Source organism: Sorangium sp. So ce375 (assembly GCF_051473855.1).
Classification (GTDB): domain Bacteria; phylum Myxococcota_A; class Polyangia; order Polyangiales; family Polyangiaceae; genus Sorangium.
In genome coordinates this window covers 2,054,115-2,077,902 of the sequence record NZ_CP150335.1, presented here as the reverse complement: position 1 = coordinate 2,077,902, position 23,788 = coordinate 2,054,115, and the positions used below count along the sequence as shown (strand labels likewise).

Annotated in this window: 23 protein-coding genes; 10 read left to right on the top strand and 13 right to left on the bottom strand. The window is 70.7% G+C overall.

Annotated features, from left to right (window positions below):
- Window positions 1-58 precede the first annotated feature (58 nt).
- Window positions 59-1,444 carry an MATE family efflux transporter gene (locus WME90_RS07970; RefSeq protein ID WP_437280482.1) on the bottom strand — a complete coding sequence of 462 codons (1,386 nt, stop codon included), beginning with the start codon at window positions 1,442-1,444 and terminating at the stop codon, window positions 59-61.
- Between the two features lie 498 nt (window positions 1,445-1,942).
- Here WME90_RS07970 and WME90_RS07965 point away from each other — a divergent pair, with 498 nt between their 5' ends.
- A complete protein-coding gene (locus WME90_RS07965) occupies window positions 1,943-3,454 on the top strand; it encodes a carboxypeptidase regulatory-like domain-containing protein (protein WP_437280481.1) in 1,512 nt (503 codons plus the stop codon).
- 448 nt (window positions 3,455-3,902) lie between these two features.
- Here the strand turns inward: WME90_RS07965 and WME90_RS07960 are convergent, their stop codons facing one another.
- Window positions 3,903-4,361, bottom strand: a complete 459-nt coding sequence (locus tag WME90_RS07960) for a hypothetical protein (protein ID WP_437280480.1) — start codon at window positions 4,359-4,361, stop codon at window positions 3,903-3,905.
- Here WME90_RS07960 and WME90_RS07955 point away from each other — a divergent pair.
- The gene (locus WME90_RS07955; protein ID WP_437280479.1) at window positions 4,351-5,256 is read left to right on the top strand and encodes a glycoside hydrolase family 5 protein; all 906 of its coding nucleotides are present in this window, start codon (window positions 4,351-4,353) and stop codon (window positions 5,254-5,256) included. The two genes, WME90_RS07960 and WME90_RS07955, sit on opposite strands and share 11 nt — an antisense overlap.
- A 46-nt stretch (window positions 5,257-5,302) precedes the next feature.
- On the opposite strand, the gene WME90_RS07950 is transcribed toward WME90_RS07955, so the two are convergent.
- The 9 genes from WME90_RS07950 to WME90_RS07910 all read right to left on the bottom strand — a co-directional run bounded on the left by WME90_RS07950 (window position 5,303) and on the right by WME90_RS07910 (window position 14,172).
- Window positions 5,303-5,488 carry a hypothetical protein gene (locus WME90_RS07950; protein WP_437280478.1) on the bottom strand — a complete coding sequence of 62 codons (186 nt, stop codon included), beginning with the start codon at window positions 5,486-5,488 and terminating at the stop codon, window positions 5,303-5,305.
- 358 nt (window positions 5,489-5,846) lie between these two features.
- Window positions 5,847-7,520 (bottom strand): AMP-binding protein, encoded by a 1,674-nt coding sequence (locus WME90_RS07945; RefSeq protein WP_437280477.1) that lies wholly within the window; start codon window positions 7,518-7,520, stop codon window positions 5,847-5,849.
- Entirely contained in the window at window positions 7,517-8,461 is a 945-nt protein-coding gene (locus WME90_RS07940; protein WP_437280476.1) for an SAM-dependent methyltransferase, read from the bottom strand. Before WME90_RS07940 ends, WME90_RS07945 begins: the two co-directional genes overlap by 4 nt.
- A complete protein-coding gene (locus tag WME90_RS07935; RefSeq protein WP_437280475.1) occupies window positions 8,458-8,784 on the bottom strand; it encodes an acyl carrier protein in 327 nt (108 codons plus the stop codon). The genes WME90_RS07940 and WME90_RS07935 overlap by 4 nt, the downstream gene beginning before the upstream one ends.
- Window positions 8,785-9,008: 224 nt before the next feature.
- The gene (locus tag WME90_RS07930; protein WP_437280474.1) at window positions 9,009-10,046 is read right to left on the bottom strand and encodes a hypothetical protein; all 1,038 of its coding nucleotides are present in this window, start codon (window positions 10,044-10,046) and stop codon (window positions 9,009-9,011) included.
- Window positions 10,047-10,180: 134 nt separating this feature from the next.
- A complete protein-coding gene (locus WME90_RS07925) occupies window positions 10,181-11,245 on the bottom strand; it encodes a polysaccharide deacetylase family protein (protein ID WP_437280473.1) in 1,065 nt (354 codons plus the stop codon).
- Entirely contained in the window at window positions 11,238-12,086 is an 849-nt protein-coding gene (locus tag WME90_RS07920) for a class I SAM-dependent methyltransferase (RefSeq protein WP_437280472.1), read from the bottom strand. Before WME90_RS07920 ends, WME90_RS07925 begins: the two co-directional genes overlap by 8 nt.
- Window positions 12,087-12,097: 11 nt before the next feature.
- Window positions 12,098-12,865 (bottom strand): class I SAM-dependent methyltransferase, encoded by a 768-nt coding sequence (locus tag WME90_RS07915; protein WP_437280471.1) that lies wholly within the window; start codon window positions 12,863-12,865, stop codon window positions 12,098-12,100.
- A 317-nt stretch (window positions 12,866-13,182) separates the two neighbouring features.
- Window positions 13,183-14,172, bottom strand: a complete 990-nt coding sequence (locus tag WME90_RS07910) for a transaldolase (protein ID WP_437280470.1) — start codon at window positions 14,170-14,172, stop codon at window positions 13,183-13,185.
- A 113-nt stretch (window positions 14,173-14,285) separates the two neighbouring features.
- Between WME90_RS07910 and WME90_RS07905 the strand changes: the two genes are divergently transcribed.
- Both WME90_RS07905 and WME90_RS07900 read left to right on the top strand, forming a co-directional pair.
- On the top strand, window positions 14,286-16,220 hold the full coding sequence (locus WME90_RS07905) for a MutS-related protein (RefSeq protein ID WP_437280469.1): 1,935 nt from the start codon (window positions 14,286-14,288) through the stop codon (window positions 16,218-16,220).
- Between the two features lie 29 nt (window positions 16,221-16,249).
- A complete protein-coding gene (locus WME90_RS07900) occupies window positions 16,250-17,251 on the top strand; it encodes a penicillin-binding transpeptidase domain-containing protein (RefSeq protein WP_437280468.1) in 1,002 nt (333 codons plus the stop codon).
- Window positions 17,252-17,320: 69 nt separating this feature from the next.
- On the opposite strand, the gene WME90_RS07895 is transcribed toward WME90_RS07900, so the two are convergent.
- Window positions 17,321-18,286 carry an alpha/beta fold hydrolase gene (locus tag WME90_RS07895; protein WP_437280467.1) on the bottom strand — a complete coding sequence of 322 codons (966 nt, stop codon included), beginning with the start codon at window positions 18,284-18,286 and terminating at the stop codon, window positions 17,321-17,323.
- A gap of 158 nt (window positions 18,287-18,444) precedes the next feature.
- On the opposite strand from WME90_RS07895, the gene WME90_RS07890 reads away from it, so the two are divergent.
- Window positions 18,445-18,936 (top strand): LEA type 2 family protein, encoded by a 492-nt coding sequence (locus WME90_RS07890; RefSeq protein ID WP_437280466.1) that lies wholly within the window; start codon window positions 18,445-18,447, stop codon window positions 18,934-18,936.
- An 83-nt stretch (window positions 18,937-19,019) separates the two neighbouring features.
- Here WME90_RS07890 and WME90_RS07885 read toward each other — a convergent pair whose 3' ends face one another.
- A complete protein-coding gene (locus tag WME90_RS07885; RefSeq protein ID WP_437280465.1) occupies window positions 19,020-19,745 on the bottom strand; it encodes a Uma2 family endonuclease in 726 nt (241 codons plus the stop codon).
- A 322-nt stretch (window positions 19,746-20,067) separates the two neighbouring features.
- Here WME90_RS07885 and WME90_RS07880 point away from each other — a divergent pair, with 322 nt between their 5' ends.
- The 5 genes from WME90_RS07880 to WME90_RS07860 all read left to right on the top strand — a co-directional run bounded on the left by WME90_RS07880 (window position 20,068) and on the right by WME90_RS07860 (window position 23,731).
- Window positions 20,068-20,355 (top strand): hypothetical protein, encoded by a 288-nt coding sequence (locus WME90_RS07880; protein ID WP_437280464.1) that lies wholly within the window; start codon window positions 20,068-20,070, stop codon window positions 20,353-20,355.
- Window positions 20,348-21,247: a galactose mutarotase gene (locus tag WME90_RS07875; RefSeq protein ID WP_437280463.1), complete on the top strand. Its 900-nt coding sequence runs from the start codon at window positions 20,348-20,350 to the stop codon at window positions 21,245-21,247. Before WME90_RS07880 ends, WME90_RS07875 begins: the two co-directional genes overlap by 8 nt.
- Window positions 21,248-21,391: 144 nt before the next feature.
- A complete protein-coding gene (locus WME90_RS07870; RefSeq protein WP_437280462.1) occupies window positions 21,392-22,558 on the top strand; it encodes a polysaccharide lyase in 1,167 nt (388 codons plus the stop codon).
- A gap of 157 nt (window positions 22,559-22,715) precedes the next feature.
- Entirely contained in the window at window positions 22,716-23,084 is a 369-nt protein-coding gene (locus WME90_RS07865) for a DUF2089 domain-containing protein (protein ID WP_437280461.1), read from the top strand.
- Window positions 23,084-23,731: a YIP1 family protein gene (locus WME90_RS07860; RefSeq protein ID WP_437280460.1), complete on the top strand. Its 648-nt coding sequence runs from the start codon at window positions 23,084-23,086 to the stop codon at window positions 23,729-23,731. Before WME90_RS07865 ends, WME90_RS07860 begins: the two co-directional genes overlap by 1 nt.
- The last annotated feature ends 57 nt before the right edge of the window (window positions 23,732-23,788 follow it).

Here is a 23,788-nt window from a genome sequence, read left to right as displayed (position 1 = left end):
CCTTCCGCGGGGCCGCGCCTTGCGGCGGCGCGGCCCGGGAAGGTCGATGGGCGAGCGGTCACGCGGGGCGGCTGCTCAGCCTGACGCGGCGGAAGGTGCGCCGCGCGTGGGGCACCCAGCCGTGGAAGTGCCAGCGCGCGGCCATGACCAGCCCGCGGACCCACTCGTCGGCGGCGTATGCGACCCAGACGCCCGCGAGCCCCCAGCCGAGGCGGACGCCGAGCAGCCAGGACAGCCCGACGGCCACGGCGAACATCGAGAAGACGCCGAAGCCGACAGGGAAGCGCGCGTCGCCGGTGGCGCGGAGCCCGTTGATGACGACGAGGTTGAGCGTGCGGCCCGGCTCGACGAGGAGGGTCAGCCAGAGCAGCCGCGAGCCGGTGGCGATCACCTCGGGATCGCGCGTGAACAGGCCGAGCAGGCGGGGGCCGAGCAGCGCGGTGGCGAGCACCAGGGTCACGCACACGCAGAACCCGATCGCCAGGCCGCCGCGCACCTGGCGATCGGCGCCCTGCAGATCGCCCGCTCCGATGCGGTGCCCGACCACGATCTCGGTCCCGAAGCCGACCGCCATGCCGAACAGGAGCAGGAAGTGAACGATCTGCATCGTGTACGTATGGGTGGTGAGCGCCATCTGCCCCATGTTGGCGACCATCGCGAGGATGATCATGAAGCTGATGCGATAGACCACGTTCTCGCCCGCCCCCGGCAGGCCGATGTGGAGCATCTCGCGGAGTCGATCGGGGCGAATGCGCCAGAAATCCTCGAAGGTCGAGCGGATCTTGAGGCGCGTGATCCACAGCTGCCGGTGCATCCAGAAGGACAACACCCGACCGACCACCGCGGCCAGCGCGAGCCCGTTCATGCCGAGCCCCGGGAGCCCGGCGATACCGAACATGAGCGGCAGGCTGAGCGCGAGCTGCACGACGTACATGACGACGATGAGGCGCAGCGTGTCGCGGGTGTAGGTGTGGGCGCGCAGCACCGAGCCCATCGAGAAGTTCACCGCGTCGAACGCCAGCATCACGCCGACCGCGATGAGATAAGGCTCCGCGATCGGGAACAGGGAGGGTGGCAGGCGCATCAGCTCGAGCAGCGGCCTCGCGCCGATCGCGATGACGGCGAAGCTGAAGACGCCGAGCCAGAGATTGGCCGCGAGCGACGCCCGCGCGACCTGCTCGGCGCCGGCGCGATCCCGCGCGCCGAGATACTGAGTGACCACAACGCTCGCGCCGACGCTGACGAAGCGAAAGGTGATCATGAAGGTCAACATGATCTGGTTGGCCAGCCCGTACGCGGCGGCGGCCTCGTCCGAGAGGCGGCTGACCAGCCATACGCCGAACACGCCGACGAGCATGTGCAGCAGGTTTTCGCTGAAGATGGGCCAGGTGATCTCCAGCAAACGCGGGCGAGGGAGAGACGGAGCAGGTAGGACCGATTGCAAAGCGCCGCATCCTACTCTGCCGAGGGCCACCTCGCCACGAGGGAGCACGGCCCTGCGAGCTCCGTCGCCGTGTTCCGCCGTGTTCCGCCGTGTTCCGCCGTGTTCCGCCGTGTTCCGCCGCATTTCGCGATGTTTCGCGATGTTTCGCGATGTTTCACGCTGGCCGCGCGGCGCGGCGGTCCGCGCGACGGTGGCTGGGGCCGCTGTCGCCTATCTCCTCACGGCCCGCCCGGGCGCGCGGCGACGTGGCGTGACCGCGCGTGACCGCGCGCAACCGTGCATAACCGAGCATGACGGAGCGGAACCGCGCGGGAGGTGCCGGACGGCTCCACGCCGCCCTCTACCGAGCAGACGGCGAGGCGGGCTGGCGACAACGCGCGCAAAGCGTATTCTTGCTCTCTTCGCTGCATGGTTGTCCCTTCCCGGATCCCGTCGTATCGATTACCCTCGGAATGGGCGGATCAGGGCAGCCTCGCCTCTCCGCGCCTGGAGGATCCAATGGGGAGAGTGCACAGCAGCGCCCGATGGCTCCTGGCCGCGGCGGCCATGACGCCAGCTGTCGCCGCCGGATGCTCCTGCGGCGATGCCAGCGGGACGCTCGGCGCCACGTCCGGCGGCGGCGCCCACTCCGGCGGCGGCGGCGCCCGCTCCGGCGGCGGCGCCGACCAAGGCGAGGGGAGCGGCTTCGGGGGAATCCCCTTCCTGGCGGGGAGCGGCGGATCGGGGGTCGGGAGCGGCGCTTGCGAGGGGCTCGAGTGCCAGCAGGTCACCTGTCCAGGCGGTGGCACGACCACCGTGAGCGGCACGGTCTACGAGCCCGCGGGCAAACTGCCGCTGTTCAACGTCACGGTGTACGTCCCGAACAGGAAGCTTGAGCCCATCACCGACGGGGCGACCTGCGACCGGTGCGACGTGAGGCTCTCCGGCGATCCGATCGCGACCGCGCTGACGGACACGAACGGGCGCTTCGTGCTGGAGAACGTGCCGGTGGGCGAGGACATCCCGCTGGTCGTCCAGCTCGGCAAATGGCGGCGCCAGATCACGCTGCCGAAGGTCGAGGGGTGCGTCGACAACCCGACCGTCGACAAGACGGTCCGTCTGCCGCGCAACAAGGCGGAGGGCGATATCCCGAAGATCGCGCTGACGACCGGCGGCTCGGACGTGCTCGAGTGCCTCCTGTACAAGATGGGAATCGACGCGTCGGAGTTCACGCCGGAGGCGGGCGACGGGCGGGTGAACCTGTTCGCCGGGCGCGCGATCGAGGGAGACGGCGCGACGAGCAGGTACCGAGACGGCCTGAACGGCGGCGCGGTGTTCTCCCCTGCGCGGGATTTCTGGCGCTCGCTCGACAACCTGCAGCGGTACGACATGGTGATCCTGTCGTGTGAAGGATCCGAGTTCGTGGGAGACAAGCCGAAGGCCGCGCTGAAGGCGATGTTCGACTACGCCTCTGCAGGAGGCCGCGTGTTCGCCTCGCACTGGCACAACACCTGGCTCCGGCTCGGGCCGGAGCGGTTCCCGGAGACGGCCACCTGGGACGAGGAGAGCGACCCCGACGACGGGCTCCCCGTGATGGTCGACACCACGTTCCCGAAGGGCCTTGCGCTCCGGGACTGGCTCGTCAACGTGGGGGCGTCCACCGTTCCCGGGCAGATCGAGATCAACGATCCGCAGCACTGGGTCGACTCGGTGAACGAAGAGATCGCCACGCGGTGGCTCTTCAACGAGGCGACCCCGGATTTCGATGCGCCCGCGGGGGTCAAATACTTCACGTTCAACACGCCCATCGGCGCGCCGGAAGAGGAGCAGTGCGGCCGGTTCGTGTACACGGACATCCACGTGGCGGCGAGCGACGTCGCCGGGGCGCCGTTCCCGAGCGGCTGTGAAGGCCGCGACGGGACGCTGCACGAGCTGACCGCCCAGGAGAAGGCGCTGCTCTTCATGCTGTTCGACCTGTCGGCCTGCATCACGCCGGACGACGAGCCGCCGCCGGTGCCCGTGCCGAGGTGACGGGCCTCGCGACGGCGGAAGTGGCCTGAGGCGGCCTTGGTGGTCCTCGGCGCAAAGGCACCGGCCGCCGGGCAGGCCGGACGAGGACGGCACACGCCGACACGAACCGGCGAGGCGCTCGATGCTTGACAGCGCGACGCCCCGCCGGCGCTCGCTCGCAATTTCCTGAGCGATATTGACGTCCTGCACATGGATACGCGGTTGACCAGGGTGGTCACCCGACCACCAAGGGAAGCGCCGTAGCCTGCGCCGCCCCACGCGACACAGACCCACACGCCGACCACAGACGCAGCGCAGCAGCGTCCGCCTCGCGGCCCCCGCCAACTGGCATATTTCTTGCGGAAATTTCAGTTGCCTGCACACCACAGCTCAATTCTATCGGCGCCCGTGAAGGCTTCGCCTCACGCTCCCGCTGGAGCCCACCGCCCCTGGTTGGGATCTGCACGCACTAGCACTGTATTCTGACACACAAAATCAGCGCGGAGTTCGTCTCTTCATATCCGGGCGCGCACAGGGCTTGCCATGGCGCTGAGCTGCCCTTTAAATGCCGCGCCATCCGGATACTTTCCTTGGAGGACATGATGAAAAGCGTTTCGCTTCGTGGTGTGCTTGGCAGGTCGAAGTGGTCATTCGGCCTCGTCGTGGTTGGGTTGCAAGCAAGCGTGCTGATCGGCTGCGGTGACGCGTCGACGAACGACGGCGCGGGCGGCGCGGGCGGCGCGGGCGGCGGCGGGGTGACGACGGGCACCTCGGAGACCTCGTCGACCTCGGAGGGCTCCGCGGCCTCGACGACCTCGAGCGCCTCGACGACCTCCGCGGCCTCGACGACCTCCGCGGCCTCGACGACCGCAGCGACGACGGGGGCCTCGTCCACGACGAGCGCGAGCACCGGGGGGGTGGTGCCCACGGACGGCACGCCGGTCGAGCGTCACGGCCAGCTCCGGGTCAACAACGGCAACATCGTCGGTGAGCACGGGTCCCCGGTCCAGCTCAAAGGCATGAGCCTGTTCTGGAGCCAGTGGAGCAACTACTACAACGCCAATGTCGTCAACTCGATCGCGGACAACTGGGAGGCGACCGTCGTCCGCGCCGCCATGGGCATCGAGGGCGAAGACGGGTATCTCCAGGACGCGGGCGCCCAGAAGGCCAAGGCGAAGACGATCGCCGACGCCGCGATCGCGAAGGGCATCTACGTCATCCTCGACTGGCACGATCACAACGCGCACAACCACCTGGACCAGGCGAGGAGCTACTTCCGCGAGGTGGCGCAGGCCTACAAGAACGTGCCCAACGTCATCTTCGAGGTCTTCAACGAGCCGCTCAACACAAACACCTGGCCCGCGGTGAAGAGCTACGCCGAGGCGGTGATCTCCGAGATCCGCGGCCAGGGCGCGAACAACCTGGTCATCGTCGGCTCGCCGAACTGGTCTCAGGACGTCGACATCGCCGCGGACAATCCCCTCAGCGATAAGAACGTGGCGTACACCCTCCACTTCTACGCCAACACGCACAAGGCGTCGCTCCGCGAGAAGGCCCAGAAAGCCATCGACAAGAAGCTGGCGCTCTTCGTGACCGAGTGGGGGACCTGCTCCGCCGACGGCAACGGCCAGCTCAACCTCGGCGAGTCGCAGACCTGGCTCGACTTCCTGGACGCCCACAACATCAGCTGGGCCAACTGGTCGCTGGGCGACAAGGCCGAGGCGTGCTCCGCGCTCAGGCCCAACGCAAACCCGATGGGCAACTGGACGGATGACAACCTCACCGAGTCCGGCAAGTGGGTGAAGTCGAAGATGCCGGAGTGATCCACGCGCGGGTCGCCGGCCGCTCGCGCCGGTGACCCGGCCCCGATCAAGCCACCCGGGGTTTGCTCTCCACGGACAGGGGCCGCCCGGCACAGAAGGGACACTGGTCGTCCGAGCTCCAGTCGTCGTCCTCGAGGCCGAGCGCCCGGAGCTGCTCCAGCTCCCACGCGCGCGCCTCGGGCGAAAGCGGGGCGGGACAGGTCGACTTGTGGTCTCTCGGACTGCTCAACATGGACGGTCCCGTTCGGTTGTGCTCCGGAGAGCGATTCCGGGATCTATCGCGCACAGCCCTGCAGCGCTCGCGAAATCGGCCGAACCGCAGCGCATCTGTCCATCGTTGAGACGAACGGAAAACACCGCTGGGGGACGGTCCCCCGGCAACCCAGCAGTTCCCCCCTCACCGCGCTGCACCGCGTCCCACCGCAGGCCCCCGTGGAGGGAGCTCGTCGCGCGGCGCGGGGACGGGCAGTTGTCTGAGCGCAATTGACGTCCTGTGTCCGGCGTGCTCCGCACGACGGGCACAGGACGTCTCCCGCGAGCTCTGCCCGTCCCCGCGCCGCGCGACGAGCTCCCTCCACGGGGGCCGGGCCTCAGCGAAGCGCCCCCGCGCGCAGCCGCTCGCCAACCTCTCGCCGCCGCAGCTTGCCGCTCGTCGTCTTGGGCAGCTCCCCCGGCGGGACAAGGACGACCTGATCGACGGTGACGCCGTTCGCCCGCAGCGCCTCCCGCACGCGCTCCGCGAGGCCCGCGTGCTCCGAGGCATCGGCGCGCGTCTCGGCCACCACGTAGACCGACTCGGTCTGACGCTCCTCGACGAACAGCCCGACCGCGACCACACACCCGGCCCGGATGCCGTCGACCCGGGACGCAATCTCCTCGATCACGGCAGGGATCATCGTGTGACCGCCCTTGATGATCACCTCCTTCTTCCTGCCGGTGACGAACAGCGTCCCGCGATCGATGAACCCGAGATCCCCCGTGCGCAGCCACCCGTCCACGAGCGCCTCGGCCGTCGCTTCGGGCTCGTTGAAATAGCCCTCCATCACCGTCTCCGAACGCACCTCGATCTCCCCCACCGTGCGCTCCGGGACAGGGCTGCGCAGGGCGTCCACGATCCGGATCTCCGTGTGCGGGATCGGCCTGCCGACGCCGGCGAGCTCCAGCGAGAGCGGACCTGGCGCGGCCTCCTCGACGCGGCCTTCGCGCTCGAGCAGGCCGCGATCCACCGTGATGGCGCGCGGCTCGGCGTAGAGGTCGGGGAAGGTCACGGCCACCGTCGCCTCGGCCAGCCCGTAGACGGGGAAGAACGCCTCGATGCGGAAGCCGCAGGGCGCGAACGCGTCGGCGAAGCGGCGGAGCAGGCCGGGGGAGATCGGCTCGGCGCCGATCATCGCGCACCGCCACGCGCCGAGATCGAGGCCCGCCTCGACGGCGCGGCGCGCGAGCCCGATGCAGATGGAATAGGCGCTCGGCGGCCCGAGCGAGATGGCGCCCCGGATGCTCGACATCTCCGCGAGCCACGAGAACGGACGCGTCCGGAACTCGAGCGGCGAGAGCATGTGAACGGGGAAGTCGTTGAACAGCGGGAAGAGCAGCCCGCCGACGAGCCCCATGTCGTGGTGGAGCGGCAGCCACGACACACCCCCCGCGCCCTCGCCGCGGATCGGGAGCCGCTGGCTCATCGCGTCGAGGTGCAACATCAGCCGCTCGTGCGGGATCACCACGCCGCGCGGGTGCCCGGTGCTGCCGCTCGTGAGCTGGATGAGCGCGGGCCCGGGCGCGCGCTCCGGATCGGGCAGCGCGCCCGCAACGGGCGCGTCGAGCAGCGGCTCGGCGGCGAGCTGGAGGAGGTCGTCCGCCCCCTCCTCGCCCTGCGCGAAGCCGAGCAGCGCGGACGAGACCACGAGCGCGCGCGCGCCGACGCGGGCGGCCGTCCGCCGGAGCTCGCCGAGGAACGCCGCCACGTCCGTGAGCCGGTACGGCACCCCGACCTGGATCGGCACCGCCCCGAGCACCCAGACGCCGAAGAGGCACGGCACTGCCACCTCCACGTCCGTCACGAGCAGCAGCACGCGGTCGCCCGGACGGACGCCCGCCGCGAGCAGGCCCGAGGCCGCGGCGCACGCGCATCGCCAGTATTCCGCCCACGACCAGCCGACGAACTCGCCCTGCTGCTTGTGGTAGAACCCGAACCGCTCCGGCGTCGCCTCGGCGCGCGCCCTGAGCAGGCCCGCGACCGTCCGCGCAGAGAGCCCGCGGCTCACGGCGCGCGCCTCGGCTCGGGCGAGGGCGCCACGCCGAGGCGCTCGCGGCCGCCGCCCTTCGTCGCCACGATCATGTACTCCAGCGCGGTGCGGCGCGCGAAGGAGAGCCGGCCCACGGTCATGTACGTCTGGAGCAGCCGCGAAAAGCCGGGCGCGCGGGCGTCGATCTGGGCGCGGTTCGCGCGCACGTTGTCGATCCACCGGGCGACCGTGTGCACGTACGAGCTCGTGAGATCCTCGACGCGCCGGATATCGAGGCCAGCCTGCTCGATCATCCCGAGCTCCTCGGCCAGCGAGATGAGACGGCAATAACCGAGCGCCTCGACGAAGATGTATTGCGTGGCGGAGCTCTCGCGGTCGCCGCGGGAGCGCGCCGGGAAATAGCAGTCGGAGATGAGCAGCCTGCCGCCCGGGCGCAGCGCAGCGGCGATCTTCTGGTGGATCCGCTCGCGGTTGTGCATGTGCACGATGCTGCCCACGAAGAGCACGGCGTCGAGCGACTCGGGCGCGAGGTCGATGTCCTCGATATGAGCCAGATCGATGCGGACCCGCGAGGCGACCCCTGCCCGGTCGGCGCGGCGGAGCGCCTCCTGCCGCTGCTTGTCGCTCAGCGTGACGCCCTGGAACGTCCCGCCGGTGTGCTGGGCGAGATAGATGAGGTTCGAGCCCCAGCCGCACCCCACGTCGAGGACGCGCTCTCCGGGCTGGATGTCGAGCTCGCGGCGGACCCAATCGTACTTCCGCTCTTGCGCCGTCTCGAGGCTCTCGGCGGGATCGAGGAAGATGCCCGTCGCGTAGGCCAGGCGGCTGTCGAGGACCATGGAGAAGATCTCCGGGTCGTTCTGGTAATGGGCGGCGACCTCCCGTCGCTCGTGCTCCCGCTGCTCCTCGGGTGTCCGGACGGCGGCCTCGCGCTCGGCGCGCGTGCGCGGGGCGGTCAAGGCGCCCCTCCCCGGCCGCCCCGCGCCGCGATCTGCGCCTCGACGAAGGCGATGACGTCGCCGACCGTGCTGATCTGCGCCTGATCGGGCGCCGCGAAATCGGGCGCCACGATCTGGAATCGCTCCTCGAGTGCGACGTTGACCTCGATGAGCGCCAGTGAGTCCACGCCGAGGCCGCTCTCGAGCGACAGGTCGGGAGTCACGGCATCGACGCTCATCCCACATCGCTCTGCAATGATGGTGCGGACCTGACGGGCGATCTCCGGATCTCCCCCGCCCGCCACCTGCGGCTGCTTCTGAAGCGCCGCCTCGCTCTTGTTCATCGCGCTCTCCAGTCCAGGGTTCGGCGCGCGCGACCTTCAGCACGCCAGCGCGAGAGATGCTCCGTGCCGGCGCCGGTCACGGCCGTAGCGCGACGTACCATGATCGCCAGTCGTCGTCCATGGCCGGACGAGCCCGCTCGCCCGCGAGGCCCCGGCGCGGCGCCTCGCCGCGAAACGGCGCTCAGACGCGGCGGGCCGCGCGCGCCTCTGCCAGCGCGAGCGGCTCAATCGCCGAAATCGCCGTCGAACCCGCCGCCGTCATCAAACCCGTCGCCGTCATCGAGCCCGCCGCCGTCATCGGCGCCGTCGCCTTCATCGCCCCACGGATCGCCGTCATCGGCCCCGTCCCCCTCATCGCCCGACGAAAGCTCGCCGCCGCCGCGATCGGCGTCGTTCAACAGCTCAGGGTTCTCCGCGACCTCCGGCGCCGTACCGAGCATCGTGCCCGCCGGGTTCACGAAGAGGACGTGTGGAGGCGTGAGCATGTGCATGAACGATGTGATGAGCATCACGTCCAGCATCATCCCGAGCGGGCTGGGTGGGTAATAGACGACGAACGGATCATAGGCGGGGTGCGTGGGGTTCACGGGAGGCTGCTCGGCGCCCGCGCCGTCGCCCGCTGTCGTGTGCACGACGCGCGCGTCGGCGTGCTGCTGCACCACGCGCGCCTCGGGAATCGAGGCCTTGAGGGCGTCCTCGAGCCGCCCGACGAACGACTCGAACTGCAGCCGCGCCGCCTCGAACAGCGCCGGGTCCTTCGCGAGGGGCTCGACGCGGCGGCGGTAGTCCTCCGCGGACTCGCCGGCTCGCGGCTCCAGATCGCGCAGGCGCCCGCCGATGGAGACGATCCCCGCCGGCTCGTCGTCGGCGTGCTCTGTGCGCGCCCGCGTCTCGATGACGAGGTGCAGCCCCGCCTCCTCGTGCTCGGCGGCGAACCTGAGCTCGCTGAAGCCGCGCCCGAACACGGCGGAATGCTCGGACAGCGCGAGCACGAGATCGGGAAGATCGTCCGGCTTCCCGTCGGTGTCCTGGAAGATGACGGTGTCGTCGATCACGAGCGAGAGGGCGTTCGTGACCCCGAGCTGGACGAGCGCCCGCCGCACCTGATCGACGACGGCGGTGGCCTCGAGCTCGATGCGCACGCGATCCGTGTCGAGATCCACCGTGGCGCCGAAGCTGCGCTTCAGCTTCTCCCACATGGTGGGGTTGCGCTGGATGATGCTGCCCTTGAGCGAAACGTGGATCTGTCCGATGAGCCGCATACGCGCTACTTAGCACCGCTGCGGCGCCGCAGGCCCCGCGAGCGACGAGGGCGGCGGAGGCGCTGGCGCGCGCCGGACAGTGAACGACCGGGCGCGCGGCGGCGCAGGAGCCCGGCCGCCCCTGCCCGACGGCGCTAGCCGAAGGTGAACCGCTGCGCCACGCGCTTGTACGCCTGCTCGACGACGCGGCGGGCGTGGTGGATCGGGTTGGAGTGAGGGAACTGCAGCGAGGGCGCCGCGCCCTCATCGACGCCGCGCGCGCCGTGCGTGGAAGACGCCGCGTCCGAGAGCCGGCGCGCGAGGGCGCCCACGGTGTCGACCTCGAAATCCTTCGAGTTCTCGTCGAGGAAGCGGCAGAGCCCGCGGAGCCGCTCGACGTTGAGCCGGTTCGGGTACCCGCGGCGCGCCTCCGCCGAGTCGAGGAAGTAGAACTCGAACGAGTGGGTCACCAGCGTGACCTCCTTGACCCCGAGGGCCCGGTAGCGAAGCAGGCAGTGCTTGATCTCGTCCAGCGTCACCGCCGTGATCTGAAGGTGCCTGAAGCGCTTCGTGGGCTCGATGAAGTTCGTGACCGGGAGCTCGTACACGCCCGGTTCGGGCGTCTCGAAGAGACCGAGCCGCGCGCCCGGATACTGCATCTTGCAGTTCTTGGTGAAGTAGCAGGGGTTGTAGTTGCTGCTCAGCACGAGCCCCGCCCGCTTCATCGCCTGCCAGGTGTCGTTGTTCGCGCCGAAGTTGCCGGCGCGGTAGCCGAGCAGCTCGCTCGCCGGGATGCCCGCGCGCACGAGCAGGTCGCGCCCCTCGAGGAGGAGGCGCGTCTGCTCCTCGACCGGGTAGTCGGCGATGTCATCCGAGACGCGGGGCTCACCCCGGGTGTGCCAGTCCGCGCGCCGCTGCACGGGGTGGACGTGCAGCTGCACGTCGTGGCCGCGGCTGTGGAGCGCCTGGCACACGCTCGTCAGTCCGTCCATCCCGAAGCTGTACGAGCCGATCGCCTCGACGAAGAACGTGCCGCGCTGACCGTACGCCTCGAGCTCGCGCATGATGAGCTCGATGCCGAGGGGCTCGCGCTGGTTGACGAAGCGGCCCCAGATCCGGAGATCGTAGCCCATCGCGGGAGACTTGATATCGCCCATGATGCGCTCCTCGGCGCACTCTACGTCCACGGTGATGTAGACCCGCGTCCTCCCGTCAGCCATCGCCTGCTCCTCCCTCACCACGCTTCTGCAGAACCATCGTGATCGTCGGGGACAAGAAGCCCACGTGCATCCCGAGCGGGCCGAGCAGCCGATTCGCCGCCGAGAAGGCCATGAGCCGCGGCCCGGACAGGCCCATCTTGGCCTTCAGGTCGACGATCAGCCGGCCCCGATCCTGCTGCGAGATGTCCGCATAGTCGCCGAACCCGCGCCGGAGCTGCCAGGGAAATACGCTGTAGATCGACCTGCCCGGGAACAGCGGGCGCAGCGCCTGAGGTACGTAGTTGATCAGCGCGCGGCCGCTGTGGAGCTCGACCGGCCAGAGGCGGTTGCTCGTGCCCAGGATGACGATGAACCCCCACGGCGCGAGCACCCGGTCGATCTCGCGCTGGACGGCCGGCAAGCGCTCCGGCGGGATGTACTCGAGCACGCTGTTGCAGGAGACGAGCTCGAACTCCCCGTCGGCGAACGGCATCGCGGTGGTGTCGGGGACGTGATGAACGTGGATCCTGTCCGACAGCCCGTGGCGCTCGGCGTTCAGCTGCGCCAGCTCGACGTACATGGGGTCGACATCGAGCGCGGTCACGTGGGCGCCCAGGGCCGCGAGCACGATCGACGTCCCGCCGAAGTGGCAGCCGAACTCGAGCACCCGCTTGCCTCGGACCGACGTGAACAGGTCGTCGTAAGCGTGGCGGGCGCGCCGCCACTCCCACTCGACATAGCCCCCGACCCACGGGTCGTCGGGATCCCAGCCGTGGCGCCGCGCGCACTCGCGGAAGCGGCGATCGGCGTCCATGTCGCGGACAGCCGGCGGGGTGACGGCGCTCTGGCTCGGCTCGTTCATCGGGGACAGCATCAAGCGTCGGGTGCCCCCGCGGGCGGCAGCAGGGGCTTCCTGTAGATGGCGAACAGGAAGGGCGAGAACCAGGGGTTCGTATCGCCAGGGACGACCCGGCGCGCGACCGCCTTGAGGGGCCCGACGACCTTCCGGACGACACGCCGCGCCAGGAGCGGCGCCTCGTCGTCCAGCCAGAAATCGAAATGGCCGCCCGTGTAACGGGCCTGGACGATCTCGGCGCCGTTGCGGCGCGCGGCCGCCTCGAGGAACGGCAGGTTCATGATGCGGGTGTTGTGGCCGTTCAGGTTCTTGCGATCGAGCAGCCAGTGGAGCGCCTTCTGTCCGCCGGCGAAGTTCGGCATGCCGACCACCACGGTGCCGCCCGGCTTCGCCATCTCGAAGTGCCGATCCATCACCGCCGCCGCGTCATCGAAGTGCTCGATGAACCCGAAGGAGGCTACGACATCGAACTTCTGCTGCGGCTTCCAGCTGAAGAAGTCTCCCTTCTCGATCTTGCCGACCTTGATGCCGCGCTTCCGGAGCTCCTCCTCGACGACCTCCGGGTCGCACGCGTAGTCGAGGCCGTACGCGGTGAACCCCAAGCGCCCGCAGAAGTCGACGAGGATGCGACCTGGCGCACAGCCGATCTCGAAGAACGACAGCCCCTTCCCGCGCGGCAGGAAGGGAGCGACGTCGTCGTAGATCTCGCAGCCGCCACCCAGATCGTCGGTGCCGACGTAGCCCTTCCAGTGGTTCTCCCAGTACTCCTGTGACGTGAGCTTCAACGTCTCCTCCTCGATGCCATCGCGAAAAGGGCGGCTCCGCGAGGAGCCCCCCGGAGAACCGCATTCGACCACGCGGGGTGCGGGCGTTCGAATGCTGCCCGAGATTCGTCCAGGTTGACGAATCCTAGAAGACCGAGAGGCTCCCATGCAAGCCGGCCCTCCGCCTTCTTCCCGCACCTCCGTTCCTCACCACGGAACCACGGACGCACGCAGACATCCGCAGGCGCGCCTGCGGGGCGCGGCGGCGGCGCGCGACGCGCCCGGGCCCGGCCCCCGGGGGCTTCGCCGCGCGCGCCACGCGCCGAGCGCCGCCAGCGCTAGGAGGCGACCCCCTTCTGGAGGCGCTCGCGGAGCAGGACCTCGAGCGAGGCGAGCGCCTTCGCGAAGCCGTCGATGCCCTCGCTGAGCTTGTCGCTCGCCATGCGGTCGGCGGTGTGCATCGCGCGGAACGCCGCCTCGTTCATCGGGATCTTCTCGATCTGCATGGCGCGCGCCGCGTCGGGATCGAGCTTCCTCGGCAGCTCGCCGGGCGCGGAGGCCAGCTCCGAGAGCAGCTTCGGCGAGATCGTCAGGAGGTCGCAGCCGGCGAGCTCCTTGATCTCGTCGATGTTGCGGAAGCTCGCGCCCATCACCTCGGTCCTGTAGCCGTGCTTCTTGTAGTAGTTGTAGATCCTCGTGACCGAGACGACGCCCGGGTCCTCGGCCGGCGCGTAGCTCGTGCGGCCGGTGTCCTTCAGGTACCAGTCGAGGATGCGCCCGACGAACGGCGAGATGAGCGTCACGCCCGCCTCGGCGCACGCGATCGCCTGGTGCAGCCCGAAGAGCAGCGTGAGGTTGCAGTGGATGCCCTCCTTCTCGAGGACCTCCGCCGCGCGGATGCCCTCCCACGTCGAGGCGATCTTGATGAGGACGCGCTCGCGCGAGACGCCGGCCTCCTCGTAGAGGCGCACGATGCTCCGGCCCTTCTCGATGGTGCTCTCGGTGTCGTAGGAGAGGCGCGCGTCGACCTCGGTCGAGACGCGGCCGGGGATGATCTTCAGGATGCGCAGGCCGAAGTCGACGGCGAGCCTGTCGAACGCGAGGCCCACGACGTCGCCCGGCCCCTTGCCCCGGCCCGCCTCCTTCTGGCCCCAGGCGAGCGCGCCGCTCACGATGTCGGCGTACTCGGGCATCTGGGCCGCCGCGGTGATGAGCGACGGGTTCGTCGTCGCGTCCTGGGGGCGAAATTTCTCGATCGAGTTGATGTCGCCGGTGTCCGCGACGACGACGGTGTACGCCTTGAGGCGCTCCAGCAGGTTCTGGTCCATGGCGCCATTGTACGAGCAGCCAGGCAGGACGCTTCAAAGCTTTCGTGGTCTTCGTGTGAGGACCCCCCCTCAGGCTGGATGCACGGCCGGCGGTGGCCTATGGAGAGGGCCCCGTGGAGCCGCCCCCCAACGCCGTCGCGCAGCGCGTCCTGTCCGCCTACGATGACCGCCTGTCGGTCCTGCGCGCCGAGGCCAGCGTGCTCGATCGCCGGTCGAGGACGTTCTCGCTGCTGCGCGGGCTCTCGTTCGCGGCCGCGGCCGTGGCCGGGGGGTACGCGCTCTTCGGCCACGTGCCGCGGTGGGTCACGTACGCGGCCGTGTCGGTGACCTTGGTGTTCCTCGGTCTGCTCGTGGCTCACGCGCGCCTCGTCACCCGGATGACGGAGCTCGAGCAGCGCATCGGCCTCTACGTGCGCGGCAAGCGGCGCGTCGCCGGCGATTTCGCCGATTTCCCTGAGCGGGGCGATCGCTTCGCCGCGCCGGACCACGATTACGCGGGCGATCTCGACGTGTTCGGGCAGGCGTCGCTGTTCCAGCTGCTCAGCGTGGCCCAGACGGGCGAGGGCGAGGCCACGCTCGCGGCCTTCCTCGCGGAGCCCGCCCCGGCCTCCGTCGTGGCGGCGCGGCAGGAGGCGGTGCGCGAGCTCGCCGACCTCGGGGCGTTCCGGGAGGATCTCGCGGTGGTGGGCATGCAGGCGGGGGCGCGCGGGCGCGAGGCCGGCCCGCTCATCGCGTGGGCCGAGGCGCCCCCGTCGCTGCTCGGCGCGGACGCGCGCGCCAGCGGCCTGCCGGTGAGCGCGCTCCTGACCGCGGCGAAGGTGCTCGTGCCGCTGACGCTGGCGCTGCTCGCGGCGCCGCGGTTCGTCCCCGCGGAGCAGCTCGGGCTCCTCCGGCACGCCTTCCTCCTGCCGCTGGCCGCCCAGATCCTCGTGCTGGTCCTGCTGAAGCCCGCGATCGAGCCGATCCTCGCCGCGGCCTCGTCGCGCGAGGCGCCGTTCGCCCGGTACCGGCCGATCCTCGCCCGCATCGAGGATCAGGCGTTCTCGTCGGCGCTGCTCCGCGAGCTCAAGGCCGAGCTCGCGGGGCCCTCGGGCGTGCTCGCCTCGCGGGAGATGACGGCGCTGGAGACCCGGGTCGGCTACTCGGACCTGCGCCACAGCGGGCTCGTCCATATCGTCGCCGACCTCTTCCTGCTCTGGGACGTGTGGTGCGCGCTCGCCCTGGAGCGGTGGAAGCTGCGCGCGGGCCGGCACGTGAAGGCGTGGATGCGGACGCTCGGGCAGGTCGAGGCGCTCGCGAGCCTCGCGACGTTCGCGCACGAGAACCCGGACTACGCGTACCCCGAGGTGAAGGACGGCGAGCCGCGCTTCACGGCGGCGGAGCTCGGCCACCCGCTCCTCCCGCGCGGGCGGCGGGTGGCGAACGACGTCTCGCTGGAGGGCGCGGGCGCCGCGCTGCTCGTGACGGGCTCGAACATGTCGGGCAAGAGCACGCTGCTGCGCGCCGTCGGGGTGAACGCCGTCCTCGCCCTCGCGGGCGCGCCGGCCTGCGCGTCGTCGCTGTCGCTGTCGCCGGTCCGCGTGCGGACGAGCATGCGGATCAAGGACTCGCTCGAGCACGGCGTCTCGCACTTCTACGCGGAGCTCACCCGCCTGAAGCGCGTCGTCGACGGCGCGAACGGCGGCGAGCGGGTCCTGTTCCTGCTCGACGAGATCCTCCACGGCACGAACGCGCGGGAGCGCCAGATCGGGGCGAGGGCGGTCGTGCGGCACCTCGTCGCGCAGGGGGCCATCGGCGCGGTGTCGTCCCACGACATGGGGATCGCCGTGCTGGAGCAGGAGACCTCGGGCCGAGTGCGCAACATGCACTTCGAGGAGCTCGTTGTCGATGACAGGATGACCTTCGACTACAAGCTGAAGCCCGGCGTGGTGACGAGCGCGAACGCGCTGCGGCTCATGAAGATCGTCGGGATCGACGTCGACTTCTCGGAGGGCGAGCGGACGGCGACGGCAGCGGCGGCGACGACGACCGCGGAGGCGCGGGAATGAGCGCGGCACACGGCGGCGTTGAGGGCGCCATGACTTCTCCGCTCCCGCTGTGCCTCCCGCGGCGTGCCCTCACCTCGGCGCGTCCCCTGCTCTCCTGCGCGCTCCTCGCGATCTTCACGGCAGCGAGCGCCTGCGCCACGGCGCCGCCGCCACCGCCGGCGCCGTCGCCACCTCCCCCGCCGGCGAGCGGCGGATCGACCCCGCCGGCCGCGGAGCAGGGCGCAGGCGCGCCGGCCGCGGCGCCGGGCGCGCCGGCCGCGGCGCCGGGCGCGCCGGCCGCGGCGCGGACCGAGATCGACGAGGGCGGGGCCGCGCTCCTCCGCGCGGAGGGCCTCGACGGCGCGTTCGTCCTGTTCGACGCCGCGCGGGGCGTCACCCACGTCGTGAACCCCGACCGCGCGGCGGCGCGGTACGTGCCCGCCTCGACCTTCAAGATCCCGAACACGATCATCGGCCTGGAGACGGGGGTCATCCCGGACGAGCGCTTCACGCTGCGGTGGGACGGGGTGAAGCGCAGCGTGCCCGACTGGAACCGTGATCACGACCTCGCGTCGGCGATGAAGCACTCGGTCGTCTGGTTCTACCAGGAGGTCGCGCGCCGGATCGGGCCCGAGCGCATGCAGGCGCACCTCGACGCGCTCGGCTACGGCAACCGCGACATCTCGGGGGGCATCGACAGGTTCTGGCTGACCGGGGGGCTGCGCATCTCCCCGCACGAGCAGATCGATTTCCTGCGGCGGCTCCACGCCGGCGCGCTGCCCTGCTCTGCGCGGAGCCTGGACATCGTGAAGCGGATCCTCGTGCTGGAGCAGACGCCTGCCTTCACGCTGCGCGGCAAGACGGGGCTGGAGATCGACGAGCGATCGACCACCGGCTGGCTGGTCGGCTACGTCGAGCGCGGGGCGGACACCTACTTCTTCGCGACCGTGCTCCTCGGCAACGGCAGCGACGGCAAGCGCATCATGCCGCTGCGCAAAAGCCTGACCCGCGCCCTGCTCAAGCGGCACGGCGCGCTCCCCGAGGACGCCTAAGAGGACGCCTGACGCGGGCGCCTCACCCGACGCCGGGCGGCGAAGCGCCGGCGCCCGCACCTCGCCCAGCTACGCCGGCGCTGCTCCCGGTGACCCCGGCGCCACGCTCGATGAGGGTGGCGTCGCGCTCGATGAGGGAGGTGCCGCCCCCGGTGACGGCGGTGCCGCCGCCGGGGATGCCGTCGCGCGCGCCGCCCACGCGAACGCGGCGATCCGCTCGGCGAAGCGGCGCGGGTCGTCGACCTGCGGGCAGTGCCCGATCCCTTCGGGCTCCTCGATCTCCGCGTGCGGAGGCAGGTGCCGCCGGTAGTACTCGAGGTTGGCGCTCGGCATCAGGCGGTCCGAGCGGCCCCAGATCAGCAGGATCGGCATCGAGAGGGCGCCCAGCTGCTCGGGCGTGAACGCGTGGTCGCACCGGGCCGAGCGCGTGAAGGAGAGGATGGTCTCGCGCGAGAACGTCCGCACGACGTCGCCGGCGATGAGGGGGGTGAACCACGGGACGCGGTGGTAGAGGCGCGCGAAGAACGCGTGCGCGTCGGCGCGCGACCGCAGGTTGAACACCGAGAGCAGCTGGGCGAGCTCGGCCTGCTCCATGCCGGCGCCGGCCGGCGACGCGAGCACCAGCGCGCGCACGCGGTCCGGGGAGCTCAGGGCGTAGCTCACCGCGACCGCGCCGCCGAGGGAGTTGCCGACGACGATCGCCGGCTCGTCGAGCTCGCGGTCGAGCAGCTCGTGCATGGCGGTGGCGAGGCACTCGGGCGTGAACGCCGACGCCGGCGCCGCGCTCCACCCGTGCCCCGGCGACTCCGCGGCGATGACGCGGCGGGCGCGCCGCCGTAGGCGTTGCAGCACCGGCGCGTACGGGAGCGCCGAGGAGCCGATGCCGTGGAGCAGGACCACCGTCGGGAGCGGGCCCGTGCCCGGAGCATCGTAGAGGTGCAGCCGGCAGACCGACGTGTCGACCCAGCGGCTCTGCACCCCGGACCTGTTCAGCGCCCCCTTGGCGAGGCGCTCTGCGAGCGGGAGGATGCCCATGCGCCGGGCATAGCAGATGGAGCGGCGTCCCGCGGGGGCGGAAGCGCAGGCGGCCAGCGCGCGCGGCGTGCGATCCGCGCTACGCGGGCCGCGGACGAGGCCGTGGGCGCGCCCGATTTCCGTTGAGCTCCATGGAGATCCGCGCAACATCTCCGGCCGTGCGATCGCCCCTCCTCGCCGCCGCCGTCACCCTGGTCGCGTGCTCGCGCCCCGAGCCGCCGACGCTCAAGCCCGAGCTCGCGACGGTGACCGCCGTCACCGTCCAGGGCATCGATCTGCGGGTCCAGATCCAGGCGTACAACCCGAACAGCATCGATCTCTCGACGCGCTCGATGAAGGCGAGCGTGGTGCTCGACGGCAAGTACGACGTCGGCACGGTCACCGCGCTCACGCCGCTCGAGCTGCCCGCGAAGAAGTGGACCCGGATCGAGGCGCCGCTCTCGGTGAAGTGGCAGGACCTCACGAGCATCGCCGCGCTGGCGACGCAGAGCCGCGGTATCCCGTACCAGGTGAGCGGCACCGTCGCGATCGGCGGGGAGACGCTCAACGTGGATGTGCCGTTCCGCCTCGCGGGGACGATCACGCACGAGCAGCTCGTCACGGCGATCGGCAACTCGCTGCCGGGCCTGCCCCTCCCCGGCCTGCGCTGAGGAGGCTTACCGCTGCTTCCCCGGGGGAGGCCTCGCGTGACCGCCGAAGCCGCCCGATCGAACCGACCTCGTGTGAGTGGACCTCACGTGAGCGGTCCGAAGCGCTTCTCGTAAGCTGCAAGCTTCTCCGCGAGCGCCTGGGACCGCTCCTCCGCCGCTCGGGCCTGCTCCTCCGCCGCTCGGGCCTGCTCCTCCGCCGTCGGAAGCACGCGTCCCTCGGCGTCGAGCCACCGGAGCCATCTCCCTTTGCTGCCCAGGTACAAGCCATCCCGCACACCGAGGCGCACACCGAGCTGCTGGCTTGTCAGCTCACCATCCGCGTTCGAGGCCATCGGCTCGTAGGCGCGAGAGGCGATGTCGAGCAGATACCCTTCCAGGATGTTCTTTATCGGATCGAACAGAAAGTACTCCGGCACGCGCAGCACCTTCGCATAGATGCGCATCTTCTCGCCGCGATCGACCGACTCCGTGCTCTCCGAGAGGAGCTCGATGACCACATCCGGCGTCCTGCCGTTCTCTTGCCATACGACCCAGGACTTCCTGTCTCGGCGTACCGTGTCGAGCACCACGAAGACGTCCGGCCCACGGAAGTCGTTCTTCATGGTCTGGAGCTCGCTGAAATAAATCGCCATGTTGCCGCTGACGTAAACGTCGTCGCGTTCCTTCCAGAAGAGGTCCAGCGACTCGATCAGCAGCAGCATTTGCTTGCGGTGGCGATCGCTCTCCATGGGCTCACCGTCGTCGTGGGGGAGTTCGTCCTCTCCGGGCGGCGGGATCGGGACGAGCGAGGTCTCGCTGGCGTACGGCATGGGCTTCCTCGAGGCGATCTTACCAGGTTCCCGCGAGGCCGCAGCCGTGAAGGCGGACAGCGCGCTCGCGCGCGGCGGGCCGCAGCAGAGGGGAGCGCTCGGCTTACGCGGCTCGCTCGGCTTGCGTGGGACGACGCGCCGCCGTGCCGGAGATCGTGACGAGGGCCCGGCGCGCCCTGCGGTCTCCAGCGTTGTGTCGAGCCCACAAAGCTTGCAGAATCGCGGCGGAGGAGACGTCCGTGCCCGTCCACGAGGAGCCCCCCGTTCGCGCGCGTCGGCGGTCGTCGATGCGCCCGTCTCCCCCGCCGGAGGGCGCAGCCCGATGTCCGGCGGCCTGATCTTCCACGACGGCGGCGGCGGGGCCGTCGCTCGCTGCGCGCGCTGCGGCGCCGAGGCGGCGGGGCCGTGCGCGCGCTGCCGCGCCCCCGTGTGCGGCGACTGCTGCGTGCTCACCGAGGGCGGCGCGCGCGTCTGGGCGATCTGCCTCGGGTGCGAGGATCGCGGCGGCCGCTCCCTCCGCCGCGGCTGGACGACCGTCCTCGGGTGGATCGCGCTGCCCATCGCGGCGCTCGCGCTGGTCGTCGGGCTGCTCGAGTGGTTGCATGGATGAAGGAGAGACCGGAGGCGTCATGTTCAGCGTGAAGCAAATCGAAGGCGCGATCCCCACGGTGGAGCTCATCGATGGCGGCTCCGCGAGCCGCGCCGTGGTGGCGCCGGCGCGCGGCGGCATCATGACGGAGCTCGCCCTCGGCGGGCGCGAGCTGCTCTACCTCGATCGCGCCACCTTCGAGGATCGCAGCGCCAACGTGCGCGGCGGCAACCCCGTGCTCTTCCCCTCTCCCGGCAAGCTCGCCGGCGACGCCTGGTCCGCCTCCGGCGCAGCCGGGCAGATGCGGCAGCACGGCTTCGCCCGCGCCCTGCCCTGGTCGCTCGACGATCACGGGGCCGCCGCGCCGGGGGGCGCCTACGCGCGGCTCACGCTGCGATCGAGCGAGGCGACGCGCGCGCAGTACCCGTGGGATTTCCGCGCCGAGCTCACCTACACGCTCCTCGGCAGGGCGCTCCGGATCGATCTCCGCGTGACAAACGAGACCGGCGGAGGCGCCCCGCCGATGCCCTTCGGGGCCGGCTTTCACCCGTATTTCGCCGTCTCCCAGGCGGACAAGGCCCGCGCCTCGATCGAGACGCGGGCGACGCGCGCGTTCGACAACACCACGAAGCGGGAAGCACCCTTCGACGGCTTCGACCTGACCCGGCCCGAGGTCGACCTCCACCTGCTCGACCACGGCTCGACCGAGAGCTCGCTCTCGATCGAGGGCGCCCGCATCGCCGTCCGCGGCTCGCCCGAGTTCACGCACTGGGTCGTGTGGACCTTGCAAGGCAAGGACTTCGTCTGCCTCGAGCCCTGGACCTGCCCGGGGAACGCCCTCAACACCGGAGAGCGCCTCATCCACCTGCCGTCGCGCGAGACTCGGGCGCTGTGGATCGAGATCTCCGCCTGAAGCGATGGCGGCCGCGCGCTCCCGCGCGGAGCGCTGAAGAGCGCGCTGGAGAACGCGCTGAAGAAACAGAGATGCCGCACCGCGCCGCCGGAGAGGCGCGGCTTCTCGGTTGACTGCGGGCGGGAAAACGCGTCGAATCCCGCCATGACTTCTACAGATCTCCTTACCGCACATCGATCCCTGCTCGCCCGCAGCCGAACGCTCCTCGGGCGGCGACCTCGCCTCTCGCTCTTCGCCCTGGCGGCCGCCGCGCTGGCGACGACCGTCACCGCGGGCGCCTCCGCGGCGCCGGCCTGGACGGGAGACTTCGAGACCGGAAATCTGAACCAGTGGAACACGACCCTGAACGGCGAGCACATCTCCGTGGTGACGTCGCCTGTCCTTCAGGGCACGAAGGCCGGGAAGATCCAGCTCACCAACGACGCGAGGTGGTCGAACGGCATCAAGCGCGTCGAGCTGAACCACAAGCCGGCCGCCGGGCGCACGGCCGAGGGCGCCGAGCTCTACTTCGCCTGGAGCTTCTATCTCCCCGAGGCGCTCGCGGCGGACCCGCCGACGCAGATCGGATACTGGGAGTCCGACCAGACCTACAACCAGATGATGTCGTTCGAGGTCGTGGGACAGCACATCAGCTTCGCCACCCGCAAGCCCAACAACAAGGTGCACTGGGAGGCGGACGGCGCGGTGACGCCCGGCGTGTGGCACCGCATCGCGCTGCACATCCGGTGGTCGACGAACCCGAGCCAGGGCTCCGTCGACGTGTGGTTCGACGGCAAGCAGGTCGTCACCAAGGGCATGGCGCAGACGCTCGCCGACAACAACCCGCTCTTCACGCAGCTCGGCCTGCTGCGCAACCCGGCCGAATTCACGGACAGCCCCGTCATCATCATCGATGACGCCGTGGAGGGGAACACGCTCGAGGACGTCCGCCCCGCGCTGCCCTCTTCCGGGGAAGGGGGCGCTGGCGGGGCTGGCGGGACTGGCGGGGCCGAGAACGCCGGGGGCGCGGGCGGCGACGCCGCAGGCGGCAGCGACGCCGCGGGCGGCAGCGACGCCGCGGGCGGCAGCGACGGAGCGGGCGGCGATGCAGCGCCCGGCCCCAGCGCGTCGAGCTCCTCCTCCGGCGCTTCCGGCGGCGGCTCCCCCGGCTCGGGGACCGGCGGCACGGACGAGGTCGAGGTCGGCGAGGGCGACGACGGCGGCTGCAGCTGCAGCACCGCCGGCTCGCCCGCGGCCCCGGCGCCCATGGCCCTCGCTGGCCTGGGCCTCGCCGCAGCGCTCGCGTTCGCACGGCGGCGCGAGCGGCGCTGAGCCGCCGCGCGCGGCGCGAGCCGCAGCGCCCAGGCACGAGCGAGGCCGCCCTGAACCCATGACGAGGGCGGCCCTTCAACAAAATTGATTTTCAGATCAATTTTTATCAGCCCAACATTGACAAACTTGGCACCGGCGACGATATTTCGTTCATCCCGTGGCAAGATTTGTCGTTCGATGCCCCAGCTGTGACGGGGAGCTGCGCGCGACGCGGCTCGGCTGCCAGAGCTGCGGAACCCACCTCGACGGTCAGTTCGAGATCCCCGCGCTGCTCCAGCTGTCGCCGGACGATCTCGCCTTCGTGACCGCGTTCGTGCGCTCGTCGGGGAGCCTGAAGGCGATGGCTCAGCTCCTTCAGATCAGCTACCCGACGGTGCGAAACCGGCTCGACGAGATCATCGGCCGGCTCGATGCGATCGAGAAGGGGGCAGAGCGGCGGCGGCACGAGATCCTGGATGCGCTCGAGAAGGGGCGGCTCTCCGCGAAGGAGGCCGAGGAGGCTCTGCGCAAGGTGGGACTATGGTGATGACCACGCCCGACGAGAGAGTGCGCGCGCTCGTGCGCGACAACGTCATCAAGCCCGCGGAAGGCGAGCGGCTGCTCGCCACGATGTCGCCGCGGCCCCCCCGGCGCGGGTGGCGGCTCGCGCTGAATCCATTCGAGCGCTTCGGCGGGGGGACCGCCGCCGCGGCAGGGCTCGCCGTCGCCGCGCTGAGCGTCGCCGTCACGAGGCTCGGCGTTCGCTTCGACGGCTTCCTCGACCTGCACGTGGCGCCTGCCGTCATCCCGTACAGGACGGCGCTCCTCGAGCAGATCGTCGTGTGGCCGTTGCCCGCCCTGCTCTTCTGGGCCTACGCGCGGCTCCTGGGGCGCCGCGTCCGGATCATCGATTTTCTCGGCGTGATCGGGCTGTCGCGCGCGCCGCTCGCGCTCGCGGCCATCGCGCTCGGCCTGCTCGCCCCGCCGCTGCCGCCGGGCATACCCACGCTCACGCCCGAGCTGGCGGTCATCGCCGTCCTCGCGGCGCTGGGTCTCGTGTGGTCCTTGACGCTCCTCGTTCAGGGCATCAAGAACGCCTCCGGTCTGCGCGGCGCTCCTCTGATCGCAGGGCTCATCGGACTCGTGCTCGCCTCGGAGATCCTCTCGAAGGTCGCGCTCGCGTACCTCGGCTGAGGCGTCGATTTCCCGGTTCCCGGCGCGCCGCCGGCTTGCGCGGCGCGCGCTGCGGTG

What these genes read in the sequence shown, in the direction of transcription:
- WME90_RS07895 (WP_437280467.1), bottom strand. Translation starts at nt 18,286, where the DNA reads ATGGGCATCCTCCCGCTCGCAGAGCGCCTCGCCAAGGGGGCGCTGAAC.
- WME90_RS07950 (WP_437280478.1), bottom strand. Translation starts at nt 5,488, where the DNA reads ATGTTGAGCAGTCCGAGAGACCACAAGTCGACCTGTCCCGCCCCGCTT.
- WME90_RS07870 (WP_437280462.1), top strand. Translation starts at nt 21,392, where the DNA reads ATGACTTCTACAGATCTCCTTACCGCACATCGATCCCTGCTCGCCCGC.
- WME90_RS07875 (WP_437280463.1), top strand. Translation starts at nt 20,348, where the DNA reads ATGGATGAAGGAGAGACCGGAGGCGTCATGTTCAGCGTGAAGCAAATC.
- WME90_RS07920 (WP_437280472.1), bottom strand. Translation starts at nt 12,086, where the DNA reads ATGAACGAGCCGAGCCAGAGCGCCGTCACCCCGCCGGCTGTCCGCGAC.
- WME90_RS07885 (WP_437280465.1), bottom strand. Translation starts at nt 19,745, where the DNA reads ATGCCGTACGCCAGCGAGACCTCGCTCGTCCCGATCCCGCCGCCCGGA.
- WME90_RS07910 (WP_437280470.1), bottom strand. Translation starts at nt 14,172, where the DNA reads ATGGACCAGAACCTGCTGGAGCGCCTCAAGGCGTACACCGTCGTCGTC.
- WME90_RS07930 (WP_437280474.1), bottom strand. Translation starts at nt 10,046, where the DNA reads ATGCGGCTCATCGGACAGATCCACGTTTCGCTCAAGGGCAGCATCATC.
- WME90_RS07935 (WP_437280475.1), bottom strand. Translation starts at nt 8,784, where the DNA reads ATGAACAAGAGCGAGGCGGCGCTTCAGAAGCAGCCGCAGGTGGCGGGC.
- WME90_RS07860 (WP_437280460.1), top strand. Translation starts at nt 23,084, where the DNA reads ATGACCACGCCCGACGAGAGAGTGCGCGCGCTCGTGCGCGACAACGTC.
- WME90_RS07900 (WP_437280468.1), top strand. Translation starts at nt 16,250, where the DNA reads ATGACTTCTCCGCTCCCGCTGTGCCTCCCGCGGCGTGCCCTCACCTCG.
- WME90_RS07880 (WP_437280464.1), top strand. Translation starts at nt 20,068, where the DNA reads ATGTCCGGCGGCCTGATCTTCCACGACGGCGGCGGCGGGGCCGTCGCT.
- WME90_RS07925 (WP_437280473.1), bottom strand. Translation starts at nt 11,245, where the DNA reads ATGGCTGACGGGAGGACGCGGGTCTACATCACCGTGGACGTAGAGTGC.
- WME90_RS07965 (WP_437280481.1), top strand. Translation starts at nt 1,943, where the DNA reads ATGGGGAGAGTGCACAGCAGCGCCCGATGGCTCCTGGCCGCGGCGGCC.